Genomic DNA, 24692 nt, shown 5'->3' with positions numbered 1-24692 from the left:
GTTGTTTCTGTACATGATAATCTCTATGAACCGGGATACACCGGCTATTCACCCTTCTTCCAGGGAATCGAAGAAATTCTCTGCCGCTGAATAATCCTCCTGGAATGCTTCCCTCAATTCAGGAAGATCTTCCAGTGACTGTAAACCGAAGTAAGTGAGAAAATGTTCGGTCGTTCTATAAAGAATAGGTCTGCCTACCGTTTCCTTTCTACCTGCTTCTTCCACAAGCTGCCTTTCGGCAAGTGTCTGCAGTGCCTGATCACTCTTCACTCCGCGGATGTAATCCACTTCGACTCGGGTAATCGGCTGCCTGTAAGCTATAATAGCCAGAGCTTCCAGCGAAGCCTGGGATAGACGTGTATGATTTTTTTTGTATCCCCATCTCTTATAGACTGCCGCGTACTCCGGTTTCGTCGTCAGGCTGTACGTTCCTCTCGATTCCATCAGACGGATACCTCTCCCGGGGCTCTGCAGCTCTTTCTTCCAGTCTTTAAGTAATTCTTCCACGTCATTTTCCCTGATCTCGAGTATTTCTGAAAGCTGTTTCTTATGCATCCCTTCTTCTCCGGCAGCAAACAGCAGCCCCTCGAGAATTGCAAGCTTACTCTCTCCCATGATTATCCCCCTGTTTAAAAATATATAAATCTTCAAAATGTTTATCTTGCCTGCATGAAACCTGTTTATCTTTCACCAGTTCCAACAGGGCGAGAAATGTAGTCACCATTTCAGTTTTGGTACGGGCGGAGAAAAGTTTTTCAAATGTTATACCGGAAGGGAATTTCTGTATTTTTTGCAGTATATGATCCATCGTTAGTTGAATGGGCATCTCATCTCTTTTTACCCCTGTCTCCATTTTTGGAGACGGAGATGCAGTTTTATTAAACATGCGCTGCAAAGCTCCAATCATATCAAAGACGGTAGCCTGCTGGTCATCGCCGGCCCCCTCCTCTATACTCACCGGAGGTCTGGAATAGACTTCATTATCCTCTGCTTCCCTGTCTTTCAGCTGACCCGCCGCATACTTAAACTTCCTGTATTCTTTAAGTCTTTCCATAAGCTCTTCTCTCGGATCCTCTTCGCTTTCAAACTCTTCCGGATCGACCGGTTCTTCCGGCAGCAGTGTGCTGCTTTTCATTGCAAGAAGCGTAGCAGCCATCACGAGATACTCGCTTGCTATATCAAGCTCCAGCTCATTCATAGTGTGAATGTATTCCATATACTGATCAGTAATTTCAGCTACTGGAATATCGTGGATGTCTATTTCAAGTCTCTGGATGAGATGAAGGAGCAGATCCATCGGTCCTTCAAAACCTTCTACTTTTATATGATACTCGCTTTTCACGGACATCAGCCTTTTCTCTGTAAAGTTCTAGTTTATTATAACATGAGGCTGCAAATATTTTCGTAAGGACCACAACTCATTTTCCACGCCACAAAAAAAGAGCGCGGAGTTCGCGCTCTTTTACTTTGCTTTATTACATTTTTCTATAAACGCTTCTGTCTCTTCAGTGGCACAGACAGAGTAGGAACCCTGATATTTATCTCTTACTTTTCCAACCATTTTTCGCCCGATGCCACTATTGCGATGTGACGGGTTAACGGAGACATGCTGAATAATCGCTTCGCGCTCGTTCACACGAACACCTGCGGCACCTATAATGTCTTCGCCCTCTTTCCACAAATATAAATGCCAGTCCTGATTATTCTCATATTCCTTAATAATGTCCTGCAGCTTCTTAACATCTTTTGCTTCCGGCATAAAGGACAGCAGTCCCATAGCAATTTTCTCAAAAGATTTTTTAAACCTGATTAACATAGTGACCCCTCAATCATCTTAGAAATTGATGTAAAGCCGGTCTACTGAACGACTACCCCAAACCAGTAGTACAGTCCGTAAACCAGACAAAATATCAATAATATTATTAGTAACCTTATATTGCGTTTACGCATTGAATTCCTCCCGGAATGACCCAGATAATAGCATACTCCATTCTCAAAAATTATTCAAGCGGTTATAGCTTTAACGGCAGTCATTCGGAAACTCTGACCTCTTTCATTACGTCACCCTTATTAATGCGATCGACGAGCTCCACTCCTTCAACTACCTGACCGAAAACCGTGTGTTTTCCGTCGAGATGAGGCTGAGGACTATGACAGACGAAAAACTGACTGCCTCCTGTATCCTTTCCTGCGTGAGCCATGGATAGCGTGCCTCTCTGGTGCCGGTGAGGGTTGTCGTCTGTTTCACATTTGATAGTGTAACCAGGTCCGCCAGTTCCGTCTCCTCTCGGGCACCCTCCCTGGACTACGAAGTCAGGAATGACCCTGTGGAAAGTCAGACCGTCGTAGAACTTACTGTTTGCAAGGCTTTTGAAATTCTCCACTGTACCGGGAGCATCTTCTTCATAAAGTTCCAGAACCATGCGTTCGCCATTTTCAAATTCAATATAACCGTTTTTCATCAGTATCTCCTCCTGTTTTAAAATTCAGATCAAATCTCGTAACCTCATCGAAGGACTCCCGTCTGATCACCAGCTGATGAGAGCCGTTCTCTACGAATACGACAGCCGCTTTCGGAAATCGATTGTAGTTATTCGACATAGAATAGCCGTAAGCCCCGGTACTGAATACTGCCAACGTGTCACCGGGCGTAATATCAGGAAGTGTCGCATCCCATATCAGCATGTCCCCGGACTCACAGCACTTACCCGCTATGGCATACGTACGCCTCTCTTCCTCATTCATCCGTTCTGCTGCTTTAATGTCGTACCTGGCATCATAAAGAGCGGGGCGTATATTATCGGTCATACCTCCATCCACCGACAGATAGGTACGCACACCTTCGATTTCTTTTACTGAACCTGCTTCGTAAAGTGTTATTCCGGCATCTCCCACTATCGCTCTTCCAGGTTCTATCCAAATCTCAGGCATAGGATAATTCTGTTTCTCCGATTGAAACTTCACTTCGCTCATAAGAGCCCGGGCATACTCATTGAGGCTAAGCGGATCATCCTCCTCCGTATAGCGGATTCCGAATCCTCCCCCCAGATTAAGCACTTTCGCTTCGAAGCTATATTCTTCTTTCCACTTCTTCATTATATCAAACAGTTTCCTTGTGGCCATCAAAAAACCGCTCGTTTCAAAAATTTGGGAACCGATGTGGCAATGCAGGCCGATGACATTCATTCCGGTTGATTCCAGGAGAGAGGTGAAGGCCCGGTCCGCCTGACCACTCGTTAAATCAAAACCGAATTTAGAATCTTCCTGTCCTGTTAAAATGTAATCGTGCGTGTGCGCTTCTATACCTGGTGTCACTCTGAGGAGTACGTCCATCGTTGTATTTTCTTCCTCAAGAATTTCTTCAAGCAAAGCTATCTCATAGAAGTTATCTACTACAATACACCCAATTTTAGCGTCCACGGCCATTTTTAATTCTGCTCTGCTTTTATTATTCCCGTGCATGTGTATTTTTTTCACCGGAAAACCTGCTTCGAGAGCAGTATAAAGCTCCCCCTCGGAAACTACATCCAGACTCAGCTTTTCTTCATCCGCCACCTGGATCATGGCGACGGATGAGAATGCTTTGCTGGCATAAGCTACCTGGGCCGGGATACCTTCCTGTTCAAACGTTTCTACAAAAGCTCTTGCATTCTGTCTTATCCTTCCTACGTCATAAACATAAAGAGGGGTCCCGTATTCCTTTTTCAACGTGGAAACATCCACCCCTCCTATTTCAAGTATTCCTGCCGTATTTGTGGAATGTTCCAATTACACCCGTCCTTCCGTTAAGTACACCTGCAATTTCTCAGACAGAGCTGCACCTTCAAAAAATATAAGGAATGCTGCAACCAAGTTATTTCAATACAAATAATATTTTAAATTTATCATAATCTTTTTACACCTACAACATATTAAGTCCGGTACCGGAGGCCAGGAGTTTACAAAATCTGATAAAAATCGTCGCCTTCACCGCTGATTATATTGGGTCATAAAAAGCGGATAATGATAAGGAAAGGCTGCCGAAATAGTTTTCGACAGCCTTTCCGGGCAGCATTCACCCACATAACCGTACTACTTGATGATATTATGAAGAAGGGTTGGAGCTTCTTTTTTGTCGGAAGTAATGGTGTAAGCTTTCTTCACTTTCTCCACTGAATCTTCCGGTTCTTTCATATTACTGTGGAGAACAACGAGAGGCTCTCCTTCTTCCACTTTATCGCCGATTTTCTTCTTGAGGGTGATGCCGACACTGTGATCGATCTTATCGTCTTTCGTCTGACGGCCTGCGCCGAGATACATCGCTGCTACTCCGATGGATTCCGCATCAATCTCATTTACATACCCGCCAGTTTCAGCCGGTATCTCCACATGATATTCAGCCTGTGGTAACTTACTCAAATCATCAATCATTTCCCCAGCCCCGTGCTGGGCTTCGATGAATTCTTTCAGTTTTGCGTGCGCTTTTCCGTTTGATATGTTTTCCTCAAGCGCCTCTCTTGCAGCTTCCGGTTTATCGAAAGCCCCTGCCAGGACACTCATCTGGGAAGCAATCTCAAGCGAAAGTTCACGAAGGTCCTTCACATCGCTCCCCTTAAGAATTTCAGCCGCTTCTTTTATCTCATTTGCGTTTCCGACCTCAAAACCCAGTGGCTGGTTCATGTCACTGATAACAGCTACTGTATTTTTACCGAGTTCATTACCGATGGTGACCATTTCTCTGGCAAGCGCTTCAGAGTCTTCCAGTGTTTTCATAAATGCACCGGAACCCGTTTTCACATCAAGTACAATACTGTCCGCGCCCGAAGCCAGCTTTTTACTCATGATGGAACTTGCAATCAGGGAAAGGGCGTTCACCGTACCGGTCACATCCCTCAGGGCGTACAATTTCTTGTCCGCCGGAGCCAGATTCCCCGTCTGGCCGGCCACCGCCAGCTTATGGGTGTTTACATTTCTGACAAATTCCTCTTTGGTTATTTCAGTAGTGAATCCCTCTATCGCTTCTAACTTGTCAATTGTTCCTCCGGTATGACCGAGACCACGACCGGACATTTTTGCTACAGGAATTCCGAGGGAAGCGACCAGCGGGCCTATAATAAAAGTGACTTTATCTCCCACTCCGCCTGTGGAGTGTTTATCGACAATGTGACCTTCAATGTCGCTCAGGTCTATTTTTTCGCCTGAATCTACCATTGCCTGGGTCAATGCCGCCGTTTCTTTTCCGTTCATTCCCTGAAAATAAATCGCCATAGCCAGAGCCGAAGCCTGGTAATCAGGGATTTCTCCGTTCGTGTACCCGTTTATGAAAAATCTGATTTCCTCTTCATTCAGAATATTACCTTCTCTTTTTTTCACGATAATGTCATACATTCTCATTTAGAGTCACCTTCCTGTGGGTCACTTCTCCGCACGTGTAGCCGAGAAATTATATTTTTACTTTTTGCTTCCGAAAGGAAATTATTATACAGCTTTCACGACCGCCTTAACGAAACTGAGAAAGTCTTCCCTCACTCTTGCAGTCGTCTCTATCACTTCATCGTGAGTCAGGGGCTGATCCAGAATGCCTGCAGCCATATTTGATATACACGAAATACCGAGAACTCTGAGACCTGCGTGGTTCGCTGCTATAACTTCCGGCACAGTCGACATGCCAACCGCATCCCCACCGAGCGTTCTGAGCATACGGATTTCGGCAGCCGTTTCGTACACGGGACCGGTATTGCCGACATATACCCCCTGCTCCACTTTCAGTCCAAGGGCGTCCGCCTTATTTTGTGCCGTCTTAATAAGGGTTCTGTTATAGGCTTCCGACATGTCCGGAAATCTGACCCCCATCGAATCATCGTTCGGACCTATTAGCGGGTTGTCCCCCATCTGGTTGATGTGATCTTTTATGATCATGAGCTGCCCCGGTTCATAACTTTCGTTGATACCACCGGCGGCGTTCGTAACGAACAGATCCGAAATACCGAGTGATTTCATGACCCTTACAGGGAACGTCACTTCTTTCATCGTATAACCTTCATAATAGTGGAAACGTCCCTGCATGGCGATCACCTGTTTACCTTCAAGTTCACCGATAACCAATTGGCCTTTATGACCGGAGACGGTCGATTCCGGGAAATGTGGTACGTCTTTATAAGGAATAGTAACAGGATTCGTGATTTCATCGGCAAGCACTCCGAGGCCGGAACCGAGAATCAGACCGACCGCCGGTGTCTTATCCAACTTCCCTTCAATAAAAGCTGCCGCTTCTTTAACTGCTTCAGTATTCATTAAATTACCTCCATATTTTAAAGAATGTTTTTCAGGAAACTTTTTCCGTACTCCGGCATTTTCACAGAGAAGTTCTCAGCTACCGTTGCTCCGATATCAGCAAAAGTCTGGCGCTGATCCATCTCCTGACCGTTTTTCACATTATTGTGATAAACGATAAGAGGAACCAATTCTCTCGTATGGTCAGTGCCGTGATGGACAGGGTCATTTCCGTGATCCGCTGTAATTATAAGAAGATCGTCATCGTTCATTTTTTCAAGTACTGTCGGCAGGCGCTCATCGAACGCTTCAAGCGCTTTGCCGTAACCGACAGGATCTCTGCGGTGACCGAATTTTGCATCGAAGTCCACGAGGTTAAGGAAATTAAGACCTTCAAAATCTTCATCCATAGATTTTATGAACTTGTCCATTCCATCATCATTGTCGTCGGTCCGGATCGCTTCTGTGACACCTTCTCCGTCGTAGATATCCGAAATTTTACCCAGAGCCACGACGTCATAATCTTCATCCTTCAAGTGGTTCATCACTGTGCGTCCGAAGGGTTTCAATGCGTAATCGTGACGATTTGACGTCCTTTCAAATTCCCCGGGTTTCCCTACGAACGGACGGGCAATCACTCTTCCTACCATGTACTTTTCATCACGTGTGATTTCCCTTGTGAATTCACAGATTTCATAAAGTTCTTCCGGAGGAATGACATCTTCATGGGCAGCTATCTGGATAACGGAATCCGCAGACGTGTACACAATCAAATCACCGGTTTCCATATGGTGCTCTCCCAGCTCTTTAATTATTTCCGTTCCGGAAGCAGGTTTATTCCCTACAATTCCACGACCCGTTTTCTCTTTAATCTGATCCAGAAGTTCATCCGGGAAGCCCTCAGGGAAAGTACGGAAAGGTTTATCAATATAGAGCCCCATTATCTCCCAGTGGCCTGTCATCGTATCTTTTCCATTGGAAGCTTCCATCATCGTCGTATAATGAGCTTTAGGCTGATCAGCTTTATCTATACCCGGTATTTCTCTGATGTTACTTAATCCGAGCTGACCGATATTAGGCATTTTCAGTCCGTTCATTTTTTCGGCTATATGACCGAGCGTATCTGCACCTTCATCATTGAACTGAGGAGCATCCGGCGCCTCTCCAATACCTACTGAATCCATTACTATTAAAAACACTCTTTTGAATTTATTCATAATTGATACCTCCTGCTAATTTTGTTTCCCGTCTTTTCCGGAGAATAAGCATAAATATGTTGTAAGATGTCAGACAACAGAACCTGTAAGTTAATTGTATCAGTTAAGCCCTGGGATGGAAAGTACGGTACACGTCCTGTAGTCTCGTTTTCGTAACGTGAGTATATATTTGCGTCGTGGAAATGTCTGCATGCCCAAGCATCTCCTGAACCGCACGAAGATCCGCACCATTCTCCAGCAGATGAGTAGCGAACGAATGCCGTAATGTGTGAGGAGTAATCTCATTGTTCACCCCTACGTCCTTAGCAACCGCTTTCAATATTTTCCAGAAGCCCTGCCGGGAAAGTGCGTTTCCGTGGTGGTTAACAAACAATTCTTCCGTTTTCTTCTTTTTAACGAGCGCCTGACGTGGTCCCTGTAAGTATTCTTCCACAGCTTCCCGGGCCATATCCCCAAGCGGGACAATCCTCTCTTTTTCACCTTTCCCGAGACAGCGGACGAATCCCATGGTCAAATGAAGATCGGAGACCTTCAGGGAAACAAGCTCCGAGACCCGCAACCCTGTAGCATAAAGCATTTCGAGCATAGCTTTATTTCTGGCATCGAGAGAATTAGTCACCGTCAGGTTCAATAATTTTTCTACATCTTGATTGGAAAGTATTTTGGGAAGTTTTCTTTCTTTCTTCGGTGTTTCTATATGTAAACTTGGATCTTTATCCACTTTCTTTTCACGGACAAGAAACTGATGGTACAGACGTATGGAAGAGAGAAGTCTGGCAATGGTGGAGGGACTTCTCCCTTTATCATTCAGCGTATAAAGGTACTGCATGATATGATGCCTCGTAACCTGATTGAAATCAGTGACCGCCTCTCTTTCCTTCAAATAGGAGAGGTACTGTTTCAAATCTCTTTTGTAGGACTGCACTGTGTTGTCAGACAGCCCCCTTTCAACTGTTAAGTAATGGAGAAAATCGTTAAAATCGTCCCACATGGCTGAAACTCCTCTTCCGATTTATAGTGCAATGCCCTCAATTGGACACGCTGTTAGTAACAGTGATTTCCTGACAAACTTTACATATACCATGAAAAGTGAGGCGATGATCCTTCACCTGGAACTTCCAGTCACTCTCCACGACTTTCTCGACTTCTTCAAGTAAGTCCTCTTCGATTTCCTCGACAGAACCGCACTCGGTACAGACAAGGTGGTGGTGGAAATGTTCCGCTCCTTCTTTTCTTAAATCATATCTCGAAACTCCATCACCAAAGTTGATTTTATCAACCACTTTCAATTCCGAAAGTAACTCCAGAGTCCGGTATACGGTGGCCAGCCCTATTTCGGGGGCTTTCTCTTTCACGAGCAGATAAACATCCTCAGCACTCAGATGATCCGCTTCGTTCTCCAGCAGAACACGGACGGTAGCTTCACGTTGAGGCGTCAATTTATAACTTTGGGAGTGTAATTGTTTTTTGATTCTTTCTAATCGATGTTCCATACAACCGCCCCTCTTTCCTATTTCAATTTAATTATAGCAAAGTCGTTCTCAGTGTCAAATTAAAATAATTCTTATCTGTTATTGATAATCATTTTAATATAACAGATACTGATTATCACGCATTCTCACTGAGCACGTAAGGCCGGGGCAAAAGATCACAGAGGACGTGAACCGTCATACGACCCATCTTCATCTTTACTCTGAAAGATTCAGTCCCCTTCAGGAAACAGAAAGAGCTTGGCATAGAGTAAAGCATAAGAGGTTTTGGCATCGTGGATGATTTTCTCTTCTTCCTGCCGGAATGCCTCCTCAAGAGTCAACTCTTCCACGGTTACGAATTCATCGTCATCTCCCTCTACATTATCGGACAATTTCCAGGGATCCTCGGCCAGATAAAGATAAACCAGTTCGTCCGCGAAACCCGGGGATGTATAGAAGGAATTGATCAATTTCAGATTCCCGCTGGAATACCCCGTTTCCTCCTCCAGTTCACGGATTGCCGTATGTTCGGGATCTTCCCCTTTTTCAAGCTTGCCCGCAGGAATCTCAAGCAGGAATTTCTCAAGCGGTTTCCTGTACTGTTTAACCATGACTATTTTCCCCTCTCCGGTAACCGCCAGAACTGCCACCGCCCCCGGATGATTGACAATCTCACGTTTTGATTGGTTACCGTCGGGTAATTGTACCGTGTCCACCTTTACATCAATTATTTTTCCTTTGTATATTTCTTCTGTGGAGATCGTATTCTCTTTGAAATCTTCCTTCATCATTTATCACCTCTAAGTTTTCAGCTATTATAAGTTTAGGGGAAATCTACTATACAGGAAAGGATGAAATTCATGCAGAAAAGACAAATCGGTTCGTCCGATCTTCATATTTCAGAATTGGGACTCGGATGTATGTCCATCGGTACCGAAGAGAATAAAGCGAAAGACATTATCACTGCAGCTCTTGATAACGGAGTGAATTATCTCGACACGGCAGACTTATACTCCTTCGGGGAAAACGAAAAGATGGTAGGTAAGGCCGTTCAGGGTAAAAGAGATCAGGTCGTAATCGGATCGAAAGTCGGCAACGATTTCGACAAGGAAAAAGGTACGTGGGAATGGAATCCTTCCCCACAGCACATTAAAGAAGGGCTGAAAGACAGTCTTCACCGTATGAACCTCGAATACATCGATTTGTATCAGCTCCATGGTGGAACGATCGACGATTCCGCAGATGAAATCATCGATACATTTGAAGATTTAAAACAGGAAGGACTTATCCGGGAATACGGCATATCCTCTATCCGTCCGAATGTAATCAAGCAGTATTTGGAGCGTTCCTCCATCGTGTCCGTTATGATGCAGTACAGTCTTCTGGACCGCAGACCTGAAGAATTATTTCCACTGTTAGATGAGTATAACGTTTCCGTGCTGGCGCGCGGTCCTCTGGCAAAAGGAATGCTTTCCGGCAGCGCCGGAGAAGTTGTGCAAAGTAAAGGGAAAGAAGGCTTTCTCGAGTACAGCTATGAAGAGCTGAAACAGTTCACGGAACAATGGAGTCAACTGGCCGGTACTGAGGAAAATGCTAAAAGCTTTCAGTATATACTGAATAACAGAACAGTAGCCAGCTGTATCTTCGGAGCGAGCACTCCCGCTCAGGTGGAAGAAAATATACAGTCGTATGAAAAGGCGGATCCGCTGCAGGAATATCTGTACCAACAGATGCAGTCGATCAGTAAACCGCTCCAATATAAAAATCACAGATACTAAAAAGAGCTGCCGCACTGCGGCAGCTTTCTTATTCTCACATTCCGGCCGCGAGCCGGCTCTGATACCCCGAAGCTGATTTATTAGAGAACTTCCGCTTTTTCTTTTACCTGTTTTACAGAAATGACAGGATTCAGTATTCCTTCATCACTTTTAAGACGAAATGCTCCCTTGAATACTTCCACAGTCATATTCTTCCGGAAAAACAAAGACTGTTCTCTGTTCATAACGACAGTGTATCTGTCGCTTTCCACGTGCATATCCGCAGGGTCAGTTTTATCATCCAGTCTCATCAGCGGCACTCCATTTACCCCACATCCGCAATCGTCCGTATCATACTCGAGTCTGAGGACTGATCTTCCCGAATCTTCTATTAATCCATCAAGAAGCTTCCCGGCTTCATCCGTGAATTGAATATGCATAACATCCTCCCCTTTCCCTTCAATTATAATATGCTGCCCGCGTTTTGTAATGTTTTTCAACTTCAGGTGTGCACTACCCCGGGGCATCAGGAGAACATTATCATCACTTTTTATGGAACTGGGCGGAGAACACTTTTTCTATAGTAGAAGGCATAAGCTGATAAAGTTTACTTGCTCCTTCCATCCATCCCGGGGCGTTAATCTCTCTCCTGTAAGAGATGAAAGTATGCACCATTTTAGCGGCGATTCTGTTAGGGTTGAGCATAATTTTCCCGACAGAAATGCGATAATCTCCGGTCGGATCGGCCCGGTCGAAAAAGCTGGTGTCCACTGGTCCCGGATTCACTCCGGTTACACTAATGCCATCGACTTCCATACGCAGAGAATTAGTGAAACCCACAACTGCATGCTTCGTCGCTGTATAAACTGCGGCTTTCGGCGTAGCTATCTTTCCGGACTGCGAAGCGACATTAACAATATGACCGGCGTTACTTTCGAGTAAGGGTAAAAGTTCTTTAGTTATATGAATCAGAGCAGTTACATTCAGCTGGATCATCATATCGCTTTTCGACCAGGGCTCGGACTGAAGCTGTTCAAAACTTCCGAAACCCGCATTGTTTATGAGACCGGATAAATCTTTGTGGTTTTCTTTAACATATTCGATGAGTTCCTTTCTGTCAGCTTCCCGGCCCAGGTCCCCCGTGTGAATGTAAGGTTTTATTCCATAAGACTCTTCTATAAATCGGGAGATCAATTCGAGTCTCCGACCGTCCCTGGCCGCAAGGATGGGAATCGCCCCCTCCTCAGCAAGATGCAGTGCAGTAAACATGCCGATCCCTCTGGAAGCTCCGGTTACTAATACTTTTCTGTTGTTAAGACTTTTCACTGATGAAATAAAAATCCACTCCTTTTGAACTTTCCCTGTAGATTTTCCCACGTTCTTCGAGAAAATCCAACTGTCCGACAGTTTCCGACATAGTCAGCGGGTACTGCTTTTTGTATTGTCGCGGAAACAGCTTCCGGCTTATATCAAAAGAATGCGAAGGTTGTTCCTCTATAATGGAGTAGACTTTGTCTGCGCGTTCCTCCTGCTGGGAAAGTCTTTTCCCTATGATTTCTTCAACATTGTTAAAACGGGGTCCATGGCCGGGCATTACTTCCTTTACATTGTAACGGAATAACTTCTTAAGAGAGTCCCGGTACTGAATCAGAGGTCTGGCCCTTTCGTTCCCGTGGAAAGGAGGCTCAATGATAGGGTTCGGCGAAATGTGATACAGGAGATGGTCTCCACCTATCATTACCCCGTCCTCCTTGCTGAATAAAGAAATGTGACTTTGGGCGTGGCCTGGGGTCTCTATCACTTCCCAGTCAGAATGGCCGGGAATCGTCTCGCCTTCTTTCAAAGTACCGGTAAGGGTGAACACCGGAAACTCCTTCAGCTTTTCAGGAGCTTCCCCGAGCTTATCAATCAGTGATTCCGGTACTCCGTTCTTCCGATAGAATTCTTCGAAAAAAGATACGTACCTGGAAGAGAACCGGTCGTCCCTGTCTATCCAGGGGAATGCCGCCCGATGCGCAAGACATTGTTTCACGTTAGGAAGATACTCCACGAGCCCGACATGATCGGGATGGTGGTGAGTGAGAACTACCTGACGGATATCTTCAGGTCGCAGATTATAGACGGCAAGCTGGTTTTTGAAAGCTTCCCACGCTTCATCGGAACGGACGCCGGCATCGATCAGGGTAATGGGCTCCCCTTTCAGGACGTATAAATGTACGTCTCCTACAGCGTAGGGGGTAGGTACGGTAATCGTATATAGACTGTCTTTTATAGTTTTCAATATGTAACCTCCGATACGTAATGAATGGTTATTCATTATTATAGCACGTCTTACAAATTATTTTTCAATTTTCTTTGTTTTGATAATAATCTTCCTAGTTAGACTTTTAGCAAAAGACTTTCTTTCGGACCACTCGTTTACTATACTTTCTCAAGTATATACAGCATTACAGTAAAGAAAGGAAGTCAGCTATGGAAAGAACTTCTAAAAAAGGGTTTTTGATGAAAACTCTTGACTGGATTGAAAAAATAGGGAACAAATTGCCGCATCCCATTACATTGTTTGCAATATTCGCTTTGCTTGTAGTGGTGCTTTCAGCAATATTATCTGCTATAAACGTACAGGTACAGGACCCGGCCACCGGAGAAAATCTGGAAGTGGTCAACCTTCTCTCCGCTTCGGGTGTCCAGTACATGTTCGAATCAATGGTAGAAAACTTCGTCGGTTTCGCTCCGCTCGGAACCGTCCTGGTAACAATGCTCGGTATTGGTGTCGCGGAACGCTCCGGACTTATAAGTGCTATGCTGCGGGGTCTCGTGACTTCGGTTCCGCAGTCCCTTCTTACGGCGGCTCTCGTTTTCGCCGGAATTATGTCCAGTATGGCCTCCGACGCCGGTTACGTTGTTTTGACGCCACTCGGAGCCGTTCTATTCGCAGGGCTCGGCAGACATCCGTTAGCCGGTCTCGCTGCTGCATTCGCAGGTGTGTCTGCCGGTTACAGTGCCAATCTGTTTCTGACTTCCCTCGACCCGTTACTCGCCGACCTGACGATTCAGGCGGCCCAGACGATCGATCCGGCTTATGCAGAATCCATTTTATATACGATGAACTACTACTTTATGATCGCTTCTGTATTTGTGCTTACCATAGTAGGTACTCTCATTACCGATAAACTGGTCGAGCCGCGCCTTGGGTCTTTTTCCGGGTCTTCGGATGATGAAATAAACTATTTGACGAACAATGAGAAAAAAGGATTGTGGGGAGCACTCGCTGCTCTAATTATTACGGTCGGGCTCTTATCTCTGCTCATTCTCCCGAGCTGGGGACCGCTGCGTAACCCTGACGAATTTCTTGCTTCTCCATTTTTCCAAAGTCTCGTTCCTGTCATTCTCATCTTGTTTTTTATTCCGGGATTTGTTTACGGAAAAATGACGGGCGCAATTAAAAACGATAAAGATGTGGCCAATCAGCTTTCGGAAACGATGGCTACGATGGGAATGTACATCGTCCTTGCATTTACGGCAGGACAGTTCGTAGCTTACTTTAACCATACAAACATGGGTAAAGTGCTCGCTGTAACAGGAGCTGACTTCCTTGATTCCATCGGTTTCACAGGTTTAGGACTGATCGTCGCCTTCATCATCGTTGCGGCTGTCATCAACCTGTTCATCGGTAGCTCTTCCGCCAAATGGGCGATTATGGCACCGGTATTCGTGCCGTTGATGATGCAGCTCGGTTATTCACCGGAATTGACTACTCTTGCCTACCGTATAGCGGATTCGACAACTAATATCATTTCACCGCTGATGCCGTATTTTGCCATTGTTATCGCTTTTGCCCAAAAATACGACAAAAATGTAGGAATCGGTACGTTGATCGCCACTATGCTTCCTTATTCTATCGGTTTTTTCATCATCTGGATTATCATGCTTTTCGTATGGATGGCGTTCGGATGGCCGATCGGTCCGGGAGCCGGTTTCTTTTATCAATAGTACTGCAGATAAGCTGCCTCTTATATGGAAGAGGCAGCTTTTTCTTTTATGTAAAATAGGAACGTGGTAAGATTCTAGTATTGAGATTACTGGAATAGGAGTGGACGTTATGCAGACACAGATTTTCGCGCATCGGGGAGCCAGCAGGTATGCTCCCGAGAACACGATGCCCGCTTTCAGACTCGCACTGCATATGCAGGCTGAGGGAGTGGAGACGGATGTGCAGTTGACCAGGGATCAGATTCCTGTGTTAATTCATGATGAGAACGTAAAGCGCACTACGGACGGTTCAGGTTTCGTCCAGGACTATACCTTCCAGGAACTGCGTTCACTTGATGCCGGAAGCTGGTTCTCCAAAGAATACGAAGGGACGCACATCCCCTCTCTTGAAGAACTTCTTCAGTGGGTCGCACCACGTCCATTATTTCTTCACCTAGAATTAAAAACGGATAAAATCTCTTACAAACATATAGAAAAAATCGTCTATGATCTTTTGCAGAAATATAACGTAATGGAGAGAACCACTCTTTCAAGCTTCAACGAAGACACTCTGAAGAATGTCAAAGAGCTCAACTCTTCAATCGACACAGCTTTTCTTACATCAACGAAAATGAGGAAGATGCTTTCATATCTCTCCTCTATCCCGGCAGACGGGTTACACGTAAAACATACGATACTGAACAGAAAACTGGCTTCCCGTTGCATAAAAAACCAGATACCACTCAGAGTATACACGGTGAACAGACCCGCTCATTTAAGGAAATGTTATCATCTGAAATGTTCCGGTATCTTCACCGACGTCCCTGATATCGCATGGAGCATAAGAAAAGCTGTAGAGGAGAGTTGATAGGATGGAACTATATTTTCTCGGTACCGGGAGCGGCGTCCCCTCCAAAGAAAGAAATGTCTCCTCCCTGGTGCTCCGTCTGATCGAAGAGACGGGGAAAAGCTGGATGTTCGACTGCGGCGAAGGGACTCAGCATCAAATATTGGACTCGCCTGTAAAAGCACGGAGAATCGAAAAAGTTTTTATTACACACCTGCATGGAGATCATATTTACGGGCTGCCCGGATTTCTCAGCAGCAGATCTTTCCAGGGAGGCACAGAACCTCTTACCGTCTACGGCCCGGAAGGATTACAGGAATTCGTCGAATCCGCTCTGCGCATCAGCGGAACCCACCTGACTTACGACCTGCATTTCCGGACGATAGAAGAGGGTTTCAGAGAAGAAAATGAGCAGTTTGAAATCAGTGCCCATCTGCTTGAGCACGGCTTACCCTCGTATGGATTTTTCATAAAAGAAAAACCGAAACCGGGAGCATTACAGAAAGAAAAACTTGAAGCGATGGGGATTCGGCCGGGTCCGGTTTACCAGACCATCAAAAATCAGGAAACGACTATACTGGAAAACGGCACAGTCGTTCAGAGATCAGACGTACTCAGTGCCCCAAAGCCTGGAAGGTCCGTCGCCATCCTTGGCGACACGCGATTCAGAGAGCGTCACATGGAATGGATCAAAGGAGCGGATGTTCTTATTCATGAAGGGACATTCGAAGGAAAAGAAAGCCGGATGGCTTATGATTATTATCACTCTACTGTCGTCCAGGCAGCTGAAACAGCTGCTCAGTCAGGGGTGGATACGCTATATATCAACCATCTCTCCTCCCGTTACCAGAGAGAGGATATAGTCAGGTTACTTACGGAAGCCCGCGAAGTGTTCCCGGATACATTCATCGTCCATGATCACTTCCACACGAGTGTGGTAAGAAAAGAAAGACAATAGTGTAACTGCTGCTTATTCAGGGAAAAGAAACGGAACCGTATTTACTAAGGAGGAAACCTTATGGAAATCGTCACCCGTCAGAAACAGTGGTTCAAAAACGGATACACCCAAAGCTATGATTTCAGAAAACAGCAGCTGCTGAAAATGAAAAGAATGCTTCAAACTTTTGAAGCACCTCTATTGAAAGCTTTGCAGTACGATCTCAATAAATCGGAATTCGAAGCTTACACTACGGAAATAGCTTTTCTTAATGCAGAAATACAGGAACAGCTGTCTCATTTAAAAAAACACATGACTCCGGAAAAAGTGAAGGCTCCCCTGTCTCATACAGGCACACAAAACTATATCAGAAAAGAGCCCTACGGCAGCGTCCTGATTATAGCACCATGGAACTACCCGCTCCAGCTTGCTATAGCTCCAGCTATCGGTGCAATAGCCGCCGGAAATACGGCCGTTCTCAAACCATCGGAAATGACACCCACGGTTTCCTGGGTAATCAGACGTATGATCGAGGAATTCTTCCCTGAACACGTGCTTAAGGTGGTCGAAGGCGGTAAGGAGATCACCCAGCAGCTATTATCCGAGCCGTTCGATTACATCTTTTTTACCGGAAGCGAACGTGTGGGTAAAATTGTTATGCAGAAAGCATCCGAACAGCTTATTCCGGTAACGCTTGAGCTTGGTGGCAAAAGTCCGGCAATCGTCCACAAAGATGCGAACGTTCCGGTAGCAGCAAGGAGAATCGCCTGGGGGAAACTGATCAACGCCGGCCAGACTTGTATCGCCCCGGATCACGTATATGTTCACGAGGACATAAAAGAAGCCTTCATCAGGGAATATAAAGCGGCCGTTCAACTTCTCTATGGTAAAGAACCTTTAAAAAACGATGATTTCGTTAAAATCGTAAGCAAGGATCACTTCGACCGTATTAAGAGCTATCTGCCCGACGGGAACATTGCATTAGGTGGCGAAACTGACGAGAAAAATAATAAAATCGCCCCTGCCGTCCTGACAGAAGTAACAGAGAAGGATCCGGTTATGCAGGAAGAGATTTTCGGTCCCATACTGCCGGTTCTTGGATACAGGGAGTTGAAGGAAGCAGTGGAAACGATCAGCGAAAAACCGGATCCGCTTGCTTTGTATTATTTCGGCGAGGACGAAAAGTCCCAGGAATTTGTCACAACCTCTCTTTCTTTCGGAGGAGGCTGCATCAATGATACGCTTTATCATATCATTAATCCTCATCTCCCGTTCGGCGGTGTCGGTACCAGCGGGATGGGCAGCTATCACGGCAAATTCAGCTTTGAAACATTCACTCACAAGAAGTCGATTACGAAACAGAACACGAAGTTCGACCCGTCATTCAGGTACAAGCGGGATAAAAACAGCCTTAAAATTATAAAACGTATTCTTTAATCACCATCCAGAAAGTCCTTTTGAAAACTTGTTCGGATGGGGGGGAGCGGCATTTTTGAACTTTTGAAAACGTCGCTCCCGTATTTTTCTTTAAGTTCTTCAATCGTTTTATATAAAGGTTCCTTCTCCGCCACCCGTTCATAAGTGAACAGGTTGAGCTGTTCGACCGCTTCATTCGTTTCAACCAGCTCGGACATGGTAATTCCAAGAAGGCGTATCGGCTGCTGAGTCCAGTGTTCCTCAAATAAATCGACAGCTTCCCGGGATATGATTTCCCGGCTGTTCGTATTGTTATGAAGGAGCCTCGTCCTCGTTACTGTCTTCCTGTTGTTATAACGGATCATTATCTGCAGCTGCTGTCCTACCACTTCTTTTCTCTTCATCCTTCCTTCCACTTTTTCGGCGAGTTCCCTGAACGTACGGTAAACCTCCGTTTCCTCCGCCGTGTCCTCTGCAAGTGTCGTCGAAGCACCTATACTTTTAAATGAATGAATCGCTTCAGGATCCACTTCCCTTTCGTCAAACCCGTTAGCCCGCTGATGAAGCTTGCTTCCGTTAACACCAAGAAGATTTTTCAGTTCGTATTCTTTCCGGTTGGCCAGGTCACCGATCGTGCGTACGTCGATCTTTTTCAGTTTTTCTGCCGTTTTCTCCCCTACTCCATGCATGTCACGTACGGGCAGAGGCCAGAGTTTCTTCGGGATATCCCGTTTTCTCAGAATTGTACACCCCATCGGTTTTTTCATGTCGGAAGCCATCTTGGCGAGAAACTTATTGGGGGCGATCCCGATACTGCAGGGTACCTTAAGATCTGCGAATATTCTCTTCTGAAGTTCTTCCGCAAGTTCCGGAGGATGGCGGTCAGCCAGGTCCGATATATCCATATACCCTTCATCAATTGATACAGGCTGCACCAGTTCCGTAACTTCTCTCAATATGGCAAATAACTGTTTCGACACTTCTCTGTAGCGGTCAAAATTCGGCCTGCGAATGAGAAGAGAAGGACACAGTTTTCTTGCTTCTCCTACGAGCATCGTTGTCTTCACGCCATATTTCCTGGCTTCATAACTGCTTGTGACGATCACCCCTTTTCTTTCTTCGGGGTTTCCGGCGATAGCTAAAGGCTTTCCCTGAAGTTCCGGGTAATCCGCCATCTCTACCGAAGCATAGAAGCTGTTCATATCAATGTGTAGAATAACTCTCGGTTGCCGGTTTTTGTTATCCATTCGGAATCACCTTTCGAACGCTTGTTTCCCTATATTATATCAATGATCATTTCAAAAAAGAAGAGCCGTGCTTTATGCACGGCTCATATCTCTTCCATAATTGCTAGGACAAATTCCGATACCTTAACGAGATCTTCCACAGCAATTCTTTCATTCGTCGTATGAATATTTTCATAGCCTACTGCCAGGTTTACTGTAGGAATACCGTAACTTGAGATTACGTTAGCATCACTGCCGCCTCCGCTTTTAAGCAGCCGGCTTTCGCGCCCGATTTTTTCAGCTGCACTTCTGGCGACCTCCACTACCTGATCCCCTTGTTTCTGTTTGTATCCCGGATACATGACTTGTACTTCGCAGACTGCTTCTCCGCCCAGCTCAGCGGCAGCCTGATCGAAAGCCTCCGTCATCCGTTTTACCTGCTCCTGCATTTTGTCAGGATTCAATGACCGTGCTTCAGCCAGGACTGCCACGTGGTCACACACCACATTCGTCTGCTGTCCGCCTTCGAAACTGCCGATATTGGCCGTCGTCTCCTCATCGATTCTTCCAAGGGGCATATTCGCTATAGCTTTTGATGCAATCGTAATTGCGGAGACACCCTCCTCGGGTGCTACGCCGGCATGAGCCTTTTTCCCTTTTACGGTAGCCGAAATCTTGGCCTGAGTCGGAGCTGCAACGATGATATCTCCTACTGTACCGTCGCTGTCCACAGCATAACCGTATGCAGCCTTCAGTTTGGAGTGATCGAGATGTCTCGCACCGACGAGTCCGCTTTCTTCTCCGGCAGTGATAACGAATTGGATCGTGCCATGCGGAACACCGGATGCTTTGAAAACGCGGGCTGCTTCAAATATCGCTGCCACTCCTGCCTTATCATCGGCCCCAAGAATGGTCTCCTCCCCCGAAACGATGTAGCCGTCCTCTACCCTCGGCTGAATGTTCTTTCCGGGCAGTACCGTGTCCATGTGTACGGTGAAATAGACCGGATCTTTCGAAGGATCATTTCCTTCAAGAGTAGCAATAAGATTGCCTGCTCCGTGTCCCGTCGCTGCCTTCGAATCATCTTCCTCCACGTTAAACCCTATTTCCTGAAGTTTCGTTGTCAGTACTCTGGATATTTCTTCTTCATTCTTAGTCTCGGAATCGATTTGCACAAGTTCCATAAACTCTTCCAGAAGACGTTCTCTATTCACTGAACTCAATTTATTTTCCTCCTTGCTTTCCTGCAGTGATTCTGTCTATACGATAAACATCCCTAACTTCACAGAGGTATGTTCCCGTGTTTCTTATCCGGTCGTTTTTCTTCTTTGTTACGAAGCATTCTGAGTGACTGTTTCAGCTTTATACGCGTTTCTCTCGGATCTATTACGTCATCTACCATACCGAGGCCGGCAGCGACATAAGGGTTGGCGAACCGTTCCCTATACTCATCAATTTTCTCCTGACGGGTCTGCTCCGGATTATCACTCTGGTTGATTTCTTTAGCGTATATAATATTCGCAGCGCCCTCCGGCCCCATTACTGCTATCTCGGCATTAGGCCAGGCAAAAACGATGTCGGCACCGATGGATTTACTGTTAAGTGCTACATACGCCCCGCCGTAAGCTTTTCTTGTAATTACCGTCAGTTTCGGCACCGTCGCTTCCGAATAGGCATATAATATTTTAGCCCCGTGACGGATTATCCCTCCATGCTCCTGTTTGATACCCGGGAAAAATCCGGTAACGTCCTCGAAAGTAACGAGAGGGATATTAAAGGAGTCACACATCCGGATAAACCTTGCTGCCTTATCACTGGAATCGATATCCAGCCCGCCGGCCATGTACTTCGGCTGGTTTGCAATAATACCTGCAGTCTGTCCATCGATTCTTGCGAAACCGACTACTACGTTTTTCGCGAAACTGGCATGGATTTCGAAAAATGATTCTTCGTCAACGATATGGTCAATCAATTTTCTCACGTCATAAGGACGGGAGGAATTGAAAGGCACAAAATCTGTAATGTCCGGAAGGAAATCTTCTTTTTCCTCTTTTTCATTTTCAATAAAAGGCGGCTTCTCTTTATAGTTGTCCGGAAGATATAGAAGCAGATTTCTTACAGCATCAAGAGCTTCTTCTTCGGTGGAAGCCTGCACATGGGCGTTTCCGCTGGTAGAGTTATGTACCCGGGCACCTCCCAGATCTTCCGGAGAAATCTTTTCGCCAGTGACGGTTTCGATAACTTTCGGCCCCGTTATAAACATCTGGGAACTCTCTTCGACCATAACGACAAAGTCCGTAATTGCCGGAGAATATACAGCTCCGCCGGCACATGGCCCGAGAATGACAGAAATCTGAGGAATGACTCCCGAATAGATGGAGTTCCGGTAAAATACATGACCGTACCCATCCAGCGATGAAACACCCTCCTGTATTCTGGCTCCCCCGGAATCGTTAAGACCGATGAACGGAACTCCGTTTTTAGCAGCCAGGTCCATTACTGACGCGATCTTTTTCCCGTGCATTTCACCGAGTGCTCCTCCGTAAACAGTGAAATCCTGAGCGAACAGATATATGCCCCGGCCATTGATTGTGCCATACCCGGTAACTACACCTTCTCCGGGCGCATCTTTCACTCCTGCATCGTGATGACGGTGCTGTATGAAAGGGTTGAGTTCCATGAACGACCCTTCATCCACAAGGTAGTCGATACGCTCGCGCGCTGTTTTCTTGCCCTTATCATGCTGCTTGGCTATTTTTTCATCTCCGCCTCCGAGTTCCGTCTCCCGCCTTTTATCATAAAGTTCATTGATTTTATCGAACATATCCATAACAACTAACCCTCCTGTTTTTCTTCGCAAAGTTCATATAGTACACCCTGCCCTGCTTTTGGATGAAGGAAGGCGATACGACTGTCGTGCGCACCCTGTTTCGGAGTTTCATTCAGCATACTTATTCCCTGTTCCTTAAATAAACTGATTCTTTTCTCGATATCGTCAACGTCAAGAGCGATATGGTGGATTCCTTCTCCTTTTTTATCTATAAATTTCTGGATCGGAGAATCCTCATCCATCGGCTCCAGCAGTTCAATCCTTGTATCGCCGATCGGGAAAAACGCTACTTTCACTTTTTCCTCCTCCACCGTTTCCACCGATTCAAGGGGAAGCCCGAGGCTGTGCTGATAGAATGGGATTGCCTGCTCCAGATGCTGAACCGCTATTCCGATATGCGATATTTTGTTTGGAGGCGGCGTCTCTTTCCCCTGTACCAGCTGTTTAATGAAAGTAGCAGTATCAGACATAGCTGTACCGCTGGTGAATATCTTCCTTACTCCTTTTTCTTCCAGGTAAGGGATATCTTCTGTCGGAATAACTCCTCCGCCAATCACAGGTATATCTTCCGCATTATTCGCTCTCAACGCTTCCACTACTTTCGGAAACAGGGTTTTATGTGCTCCGGAAAGAGAGGAAAGACCAATAACGTTAACGTCCTCCTGGATGGCAGCCTGTGCTATCTGTTCCGGCGACTGGCGTAATCCGGTGTAAATCACCTCCATGCCTGCATCTCTAAGTCCCTGTGCAATAATAAGTGCTCCACGATCGTGGCCGTCAAGACCGGGCTTGGCAATCAATACTCTGATAGGTTCCATCTCAGTTCATCCTTCCTACATTGCTGTATATTCCCCAAATTCATCTCTCAGTACGTTAGCTATTTCTCCGACGGTCGCATACACTTTCACGGCCTCCACTATAAAAGGCATCAAATTCTCATTATTTACAGCCGCTTCTCTCAATTTCTTAAGAGAGTCAGTAACAGCGTCAGCGTCCCGGTTCTCTCTGATCCGCTGTGTTGCTTCCACCTGATTTTTCTCGAGCTTCTCATCTACACGCAGAAGCTCCGGCTCCACTTCTTCATCAATCGTAAACTCATTCACCCCTACGATGACATCTTCGCCTTTTTCGATATCTTTCTGTGTTTCATAAGCGGTCTGATGGATTTCTCTTTGCATATAACCGGCTTCCACCGCCTTTACGGCTCCTCCGAATTCATCAATCCGTTTAATATACTCGTTCGCTTTCTTTTCTATCTCATCAGTAAGGGACTCCACAAAATACGAACCTGCGAGTGGGTCCACCGTTTCGGTAACGCCGCTTTCATGAGCCAGAATCTGCTGGGTCCGGAGAGCGATTCTCGCAGAATCCTCGGTAGGAAGTGCGAGAGCCTCATCTTTCGAGTTCGTGTGCAGACTCTGTGTTCCTCCCATTATGGCAGCAAGAGCCTGTACAGTAACTCTTACTATGTTGTTATCCGGCTGCTGGGCCGTCAGCGTGCTTCCTCCGGTCTGCGTATGGAAACGCATCTTCCAGCTTTTCGGATCCTGGGCGTTATATTTTTCTTTCATGATTTTCGCCCACATTCTTCTGGCAGCTCTGTATTTTGCAGCCTCTTCGAAAAACTGGTTATGGGCATTAAAGAAAAATGCGAGCCTTGGAGCAAACTGATCTATTTCCAGCCCCGCTGCAAGTGCGGCATCTACGTAAGCCATTCCGTTAGCAAGTGTAAATGCCACTTCCTGTACTGCTGTAGCTCCGGCTTCTCTTATATGGTAGCCCGATATACTGATCGTGTTGAATTTAGGCAGGTTCTCCTGACAATAGGAAAATATATCCGTTATAATTCGCATGGATGATTCGGGAGGATAAATATATGTCCCTCTTGCTATGTATTCTTTAAGTATATCATTCTGAATAGTTCCTGTAAGTTTTTCCTTGGCAACTCCCTGTTTCTCGCCTACTGCAATATACATCGCCAGGAGGATGGAGGCGGGAGCGTTAATAGTCATAGAAGTACTCACTTTGTTCAGCGGTATTTCGGCGAATAACTGTTCCATATCCTCGAGGGAATCTATGGCGACCCCCACCTTCCCGACCTCGCCTTCTGCCATGGGATCGTCCGAATCATAACCTATCTGGGTAGGCAGGTCGAAAGCGACGGAGAGTCCGGTCTGCCCCTGATCAAGAAGATATCTGAAACGTTCATTTGTTTCCTTCGCAGAACCGAATCCGGCGTATTGACGCATGGTCCAGTGCCTGCTGCGGTACATCGTCGGCTGTATCCCTCTCGTATAGGGATAGGCACCCGGAAAGCCCAGTTTCTCCAGATAGCCGTCTTCGGGTTTTTCGGGTTCATACAGTCTATGTACAGGAATGCCCGAACTGGTTTCAAAAGGTTCTTTTCTTTCGGGAAACTTCTGCAGAGTTTTATCGACATTCTGCTTCCATTTATTCTTTTGATTCTCATAGGACCCACTCATAATATTCCTCCTTAATAACTTACTATATTAACATAATAACAATAAAGCGCTTACTTTGTACAAGTTTTATTACCCGGGTTTTCCACTCCCTTGTCTTCTTTCAAAATCTTGTGTAAAATACGATTAGCATATGTAAGTGAAGGAGGTACCGCACTTGGCCGAGCACAGAAAACCGTCGAAACGGGAGAAGCGTATGAAAGTCGTTATATATCTTATGATTTTTTCCATGCTGTTGTCTTCCCTATTAATGGGAGCCAGTTATTTTTTATAATCAGCAGAGAAA

The 24692-nt window shown here is 45.8% G+C and carries 25 protein-coding genes; 6 read left to right on the top strand and 19 right to left on the bottom strand.

The window, feature by feature from the left end; translation table 11 throughout:
• Positions 1-48: 48 nt before the first annotated feature.
• The 11 genes from scpB to BLU03_RS05575 all read right to left on the bottom strand — a co-directional run bounded on the left by scpB (position 49) and on the right by BLU03_RS05575 (position 9729).
• The gene (scpB, locus tag BLU03_RS05625) at positions 49-615 is read right to left on the bottom strand and encodes an SMC-Scp complex subunit ScpB (RefSeq protein ID WP_076570034.1); all 567 of its coding nucleotides are present in this window, start codon (positions 613-615) and stop codon (positions 49-51) included.
• Positions 602-1348 carry a segregation/condensation protein A gene (locus tag BLU03_RS05620; RefSeq protein ID WP_093106205.1) on the bottom strand — a complete coding sequence of 249 codons (747 nt, stop codon included), beginning with the start codon at positions 1346-1348 and terminating at the stop codon, positions 602-604. The genes scpB and BLU03_RS05620 overlap by 14 nt, the downstream gene beginning before the upstream one ends.
• Before the next feature lie 114 nt (positions 1349-1462).
• On the bottom strand, positions 1463-1816 hold the full coding sequence (locus BLU03_RS05615; protein ID WP_008591313.1) for a GNAT family N-acetyltransferase: 354 nt from the start codon (positions 1814-1816) through the stop codon (positions 1463-1465).
• Between the two features lie 214 nt (positions 1817-2030).
• A complete protein-coding gene (locus tag BLU03_RS05610) occupies positions 2031-2462 on the bottom strand; it encodes a peptidylprolyl isomerase (protein ID WP_008591312.1) in 432 nt (143 codons plus the stop codon).
• Positions 2443-3768 (bottom strand): diaminopimelate decarboxylase, encoded by a 1326-nt coding sequence (gene lysA / locus BLU03_RS05605; protein ID WP_008591309.1) that lies wholly within the window; start codon positions 3766-3768, stop codon positions 2443-2445. Before lysA ends, BLU03_RS05610 begins: the two co-directional genes overlap by 20 nt.
• Before the next feature lie 303 nt (positions 3769-4071).
• Positions 4072-5373 (bottom strand): pyrimidine-nucleoside phosphorylase, encoded by a 1302-nt coding sequence (locus tag BLU03_RS05600; RefSeq protein ID WP_093106202.1) that lies wholly within the window; start codon positions 5371-5373, stop codon positions 4072-4074.
• An 84-nt stretch (positions 5374-5457) separates the two neighbouring features.
• Entirely contained in the window at positions 5458-6273 is an 816-nt protein-coding gene (locus tag BLU03_RS05595) for a purine-nucleoside phosphorylase (protein WP_093106200.1), read from the bottom strand.
• 17 nt (positions 6274-6290) lie between these two features.
• A complete protein-coding gene (deoB, locus tag BLU03_RS05590; RefSeq protein WP_076570024.1) occupies positions 6291-7469 on the bottom strand; it encodes a phosphopentomutase in 1179 nt (392 codons plus the stop codon).
• Positions 7470-7572: 103 nt separating this feature from the next.
• On the bottom strand, positions 7573-8460 hold the full coding sequence (gene xerD / locus BLU03_RS05585; RefSeq protein WP_076570021.1) for a site-specific tyrosine recombinase XerD: 888 nt from the start codon (positions 8458-8460) through the stop codon (positions 7573-7575).
• A 37-nt stretch (positions 8461-8497) separates the two neighbouring features.
• On the bottom strand, positions 8498-8962 hold the full coding sequence (gene fur, locus BLU03_RS05580) for a ferric iron uptake transcriptional regulator (RefSeq protein WP_008591296.1): 465 nt from the start codon (positions 8960-8962) through the stop codon (positions 8498-8500).
• Between the two features lie 209 nt (positions 8963-9171).
• Positions 9172-9729, bottom strand: coding sequence for an NUDIX hydrolase (locus tag BLU03_RS05575; RefSeq protein ID WP_093106197.1), 558 nt, complete (start codon positions 9727-9729; stop codon positions 9172-9174).
• Positions 9730-9801: 72 nt separating this feature from the next.
• Here BLU03_RS05575 and BLU03_RS05570 point away from each other — a divergent pair, with 72 nt between their 5' ends.
• The gene (locus BLU03_RS05570; RefSeq protein ID WP_076570016.1) at positions 9802-10719 is read left to right on the top strand and encodes an aldo/keto reductase; all 918 of its coding nucleotides are present in this window, start codon (positions 9802-9804) and stop codon (positions 10717-10719) included.
• Positions 10720-10799: 80 nt separating this feature from the next.
• On the opposite strand, the gene BLU03_RS05565 is transcribed toward BLU03_RS05570, so the two are convergent.
• The 3 genes from BLU03_RS05565 to BLU03_RS05555 form a co-directional block, all read right to left on the bottom strand.
• The gene (locus BLU03_RS05565; RefSeq protein ID WP_076570014.1) at positions 10800-11138 is read right to left on the bottom strand and encodes an iron-sulfur cluster biosynthesis family protein; all 339 of its coding nucleotides are present in this window, start codon (positions 11136-11138) and stop codon (positions 10800-10802) included.
• A 103-nt stretch (positions 11139-11241) separates the two neighbouring features.
• Positions 11242-12024, bottom strand: a complete 783-nt coding sequence (locus BLU03_RS05560; RefSeq protein WP_076570011.1) for an SDR family NAD(P)-dependent oxidoreductase — start codon at positions 12022-12024, stop codon at positions 11242-11244.
• Positions 12011-12979 carry an MBL fold metallo-hydrolase gene (locus tag BLU03_RS05555; RefSeq protein WP_084193843.1) on the bottom strand — a complete coding sequence of 323 codons (969 nt, stop codon included), beginning with the start codon at positions 12977-12979 and terminating at the stop codon, positions 12011-12013. Before BLU03_RS05555 ends, BLU03_RS05560 begins: the two co-directional genes overlap by 14 nt.
• A 191-nt stretch (positions 12980-13170) precedes the next feature.
• On the opposite strand from BLU03_RS05555, the gene BLU03_RS05550 reads away from it, so the two are divergent.
• The 4 genes from BLU03_RS05550 (at position 13171) to BLU03_RS05535 (ending at position 17891) form a co-directional block, all read left to right on the top strand.
• Positions 13171-14691: an AbgT family transporter gene (locus BLU03_RS05550; protein WP_008591284.1), complete on the top strand. Its 1521-nt coding sequence runs from the start codon at positions 13171-13173 to the stop codon at positions 14689-14691.
• A gap of 109 nt (positions 14692-14800) precedes the next feature.
• Positions 14801-15538 carry a glycerophosphodiester phosphodiesterase gene (locus BLU03_RS05545; RefSeq protein ID WP_076570005.1) on the top strand — a complete coding sequence of 246 codons (738 nt, stop codon included), beginning with the start codon at positions 14801-14803 and terminating at the stop codon, positions 15536-15538.
• Positions 15539-15542: 4 nt separating this feature from the next.
• Positions 15543-16475, top strand: coding sequence for a ribonuclease Z (gene rnz / locus BLU03_RS05540; RefSeq protein WP_076570003.1), 933 nt, complete (start codon positions 15543-15545; stop codon positions 16473-16475).
• Between the two features lie 60 nt (positions 16476-16535).
• Entirely contained in the window at positions 16536-17891 is a 1356-nt protein-coding gene (locus BLU03_RS05535) for an aldehyde dehydrogenase (protein ID WP_093106194.1), read from the top strand.
• On the opposite strand, the gene BLU03_RS05530 is transcribed toward BLU03_RS05535, so the two are convergent.
• From BLU03_RS05530 to BLU03_RS05510, 5 genes are all read right to left on the bottom strand, one after another.
• Positions 17888-19117, bottom strand: a complete 1230-nt coding sequence (locus BLU03_RS05530) for a DNA polymerase IV (RefSeq protein WP_093106192.1) — start codon at positions 19115-19117, stop codon at positions 17888-17890. The two genes, BLU03_RS05535 and BLU03_RS05530, sit on opposite strands and share 4 nt — an antisense overlap.
• Positions 19118-19200: 83 nt before the next feature.
• Positions 19201-20319, bottom strand: a complete 1119-nt coding sequence (locus BLU03_RS05525; protein ID WP_093106189.1) for a M20/M25/M40 family metallo-hydrolase — start codon at positions 20317-20319, stop codon at positions 19201-19203.
• A 59-nt stretch (positions 20320-20378) separates the two neighbouring features.
• Positions 20379-21926, bottom strand: a complete 1548-nt coding sequence (locus tag BLU03_RS05520; RefSeq protein WP_076569993.1) for an acyl-CoA carboxylase subunit beta — start codon at positions 21924-21926, stop codon at positions 20379-20381.
• A gap of 5 nt (positions 21927-21931) precedes the next feature.
• Entirely contained in the window at positions 21932-22744 is an 813-nt protein-coding gene (gene mce, locus BLU03_RS05515) for a methylmalonyl-CoA epimerase (protein WP_076569990.1), read from the bottom strand.
• Positions 22745-22759: 15 nt separating this feature from the next.
• The gene (locus tag BLU03_RS05510) at positions 22760-24409 is read right to left on the bottom strand and encodes an acyl-CoA mutase large subunit family protein (protein ID WP_093106188.1); all 1650 of its coding nucleotides are present in this window, start codon (positions 24407-24409) and stop codon (positions 22760-22762) included.
• Positions 24410-24563: 154 nt separating this feature from the next.
• Here BLU03_RS05510 and prli42 point away from each other — a divergent pair, with 154 nt between their 5' ends.
• A complete protein-coding gene (prli42, locus tag BLU03_RS13645; RefSeq protein WP_233129772.1) occupies positions 24564-24680 on the top strand; it encodes a stressosome-associated protein Prli42 in 117 nt (38 codons plus the stop codon).
• Positions 24681-24692 lie beyond the last annotated feature (12 nt).

Origin of the sequence: Salimicrobium album (assembly GCF_900107115.1) — a bacterium.
Lineage (GTDB): Bacteria > Bacillota > Bacilli > Bacillales > Halobacillaceae > Salimicrobium > Salimicrobium album.
This window is presented reverse-complemented; position numbering and strand designations above follow the sequence as displayed.

Excerpts from the sequence above, each read along its gene's own strand:
- rnz (WP_076570003.1), top strand. The coding sequence starts at position 15,543 with ATGGAACTATATTTTCTCGGTACCGGGAGCGGCGTCCCCTCCAAAGAA.
- xerD (WP_076570021.1), bottom strand. The coding sequence starts at position 8,460 with ATGTGGGACGATTTTAACGATTTTCTCCATTACTTAACAGTTGAAAGG.
- BLU03_RS05570 (WP_076570016.1), top strand. The coding sequence starts at position 9,802 with ATGCAGAAAAGACAAATCGGTTCGTCCGATCTTCATATTTCAGAATTG.
- BLU03_RS05600 (WP_093106202.1), bottom strand. The coding sequence starts at position 5,373 with ATGAGAATGTATGACATTATCGTGAAAAAAAGAGAAGGTAATATTCTG.
- BLU03_RS05520 (WP_076569993.1), bottom strand. The coding sequence starts at position 21,926 with ATGGATATGTTCGATAAAATCAATGAACTTTATGATAAAAGGCGGGAG.
- BLU03_RS05545 (WP_076570005.1), top strand. The coding sequence starts at position 14,801 with ATGCAGACACAGATTTTCGCGCATCGGGGAGCCAGCAGGTATGCTCCC.
- BLU03_RS05620 (WP_093106205.1), bottom strand. The coding sequence starts at position 1,348 with ATGTCCGTGAAAAGCGAGTATCATATAAAAGTAGAAGGTTTTGAAGGA.
- BLU03_RS05510 (WP_093106188.1), bottom strand. The coding sequence starts at position 24,409 with ATGAGTGGGTCCTATGAGAATCAAAAGAATAAATGGAAGCAGAATGTC.
- mce (WP_076569990.1), bottom strand. The coding sequence starts at position 22,744 with ATGGAACCTATCAGAGTATTGATTGCCAAGCCCGGTCTTGACGGCCAC.
- BLU03_RS05535 (WP_093106194.1), top strand. The coding sequence starts at position 16,536 with ATGGAAATCGTCACCCGTCAGAAACAGTGGTTCAAAAACGGATACACC.
- deoB (WP_076570024.1), bottom strand. The coding sequence starts at position 7,469 with ATGAATAAATTCAAAAGAGTGTTTTTAATAGTAATGGATTCAGTAGGT.
- BLU03_RS05595 (WP_093106200.1), bottom strand. The coding sequence starts at position 6,273 with ATGAATACTGAAGCAGTTAAAGAAGCGGCAGCTTTTATTGAAGGGAAG.
- BLU03_RS05615 (WP_008591313.1), bottom strand. The coding sequence starts at position 1,816 with ATGTTAATCAGGTTTAAAAAATCTTTTGAGAAAATTGCTATGGGACTG.
- BLU03_RS05550 (WP_008591284.1), top strand. The coding sequence starts at position 13,171 with ATGGAAAGAACTTCTAAAAAAGGGTTTTTGATGAAAACTCTTGACTGG.
- BLU03_RS05565 (WP_076570014.1), bottom strand. The coding sequence starts at position 11,138 with ATGCATATTCAATTCACGGATGAAGCCGGGAAGCTTCTTGATGGATTA.
- fur (WP_008591296.1), bottom strand. The coding sequence starts at position 8,962 with ATGGAACATCGATTAGAAAGAATCAAAAAACAATTACACTCCCAAAGT.
- BLU03_RS05575 (WP_093106197.1), bottom strand. The coding sequence starts at position 9,729 with ATGAAGGAAGATTTCAAAGAGAATACGATCTCCACAGAAGAAATATAC.
- scpB (WP_076570034.1), bottom strand. The coding sequence starts at position 615 with ATGGGAGAGAGTAAGCTTGCAATTCTCGAGGGGCTGCTGTTTGCTGCC.
- BLU03_RS05610 (WP_008591312.1), bottom strand. The coding sequence starts at position 2,462 with ATGAAAAACGGTTATATTGAATTTGAAAATGGCGAACGCATGGTTCTG.
- BLU03_RS05530 (WP_093106192.1), bottom strand. The coding sequence starts at position 19,117 with ATGGATAACAAAAACCGGCAACCGAGAGTTATTCTACACATTGATATG.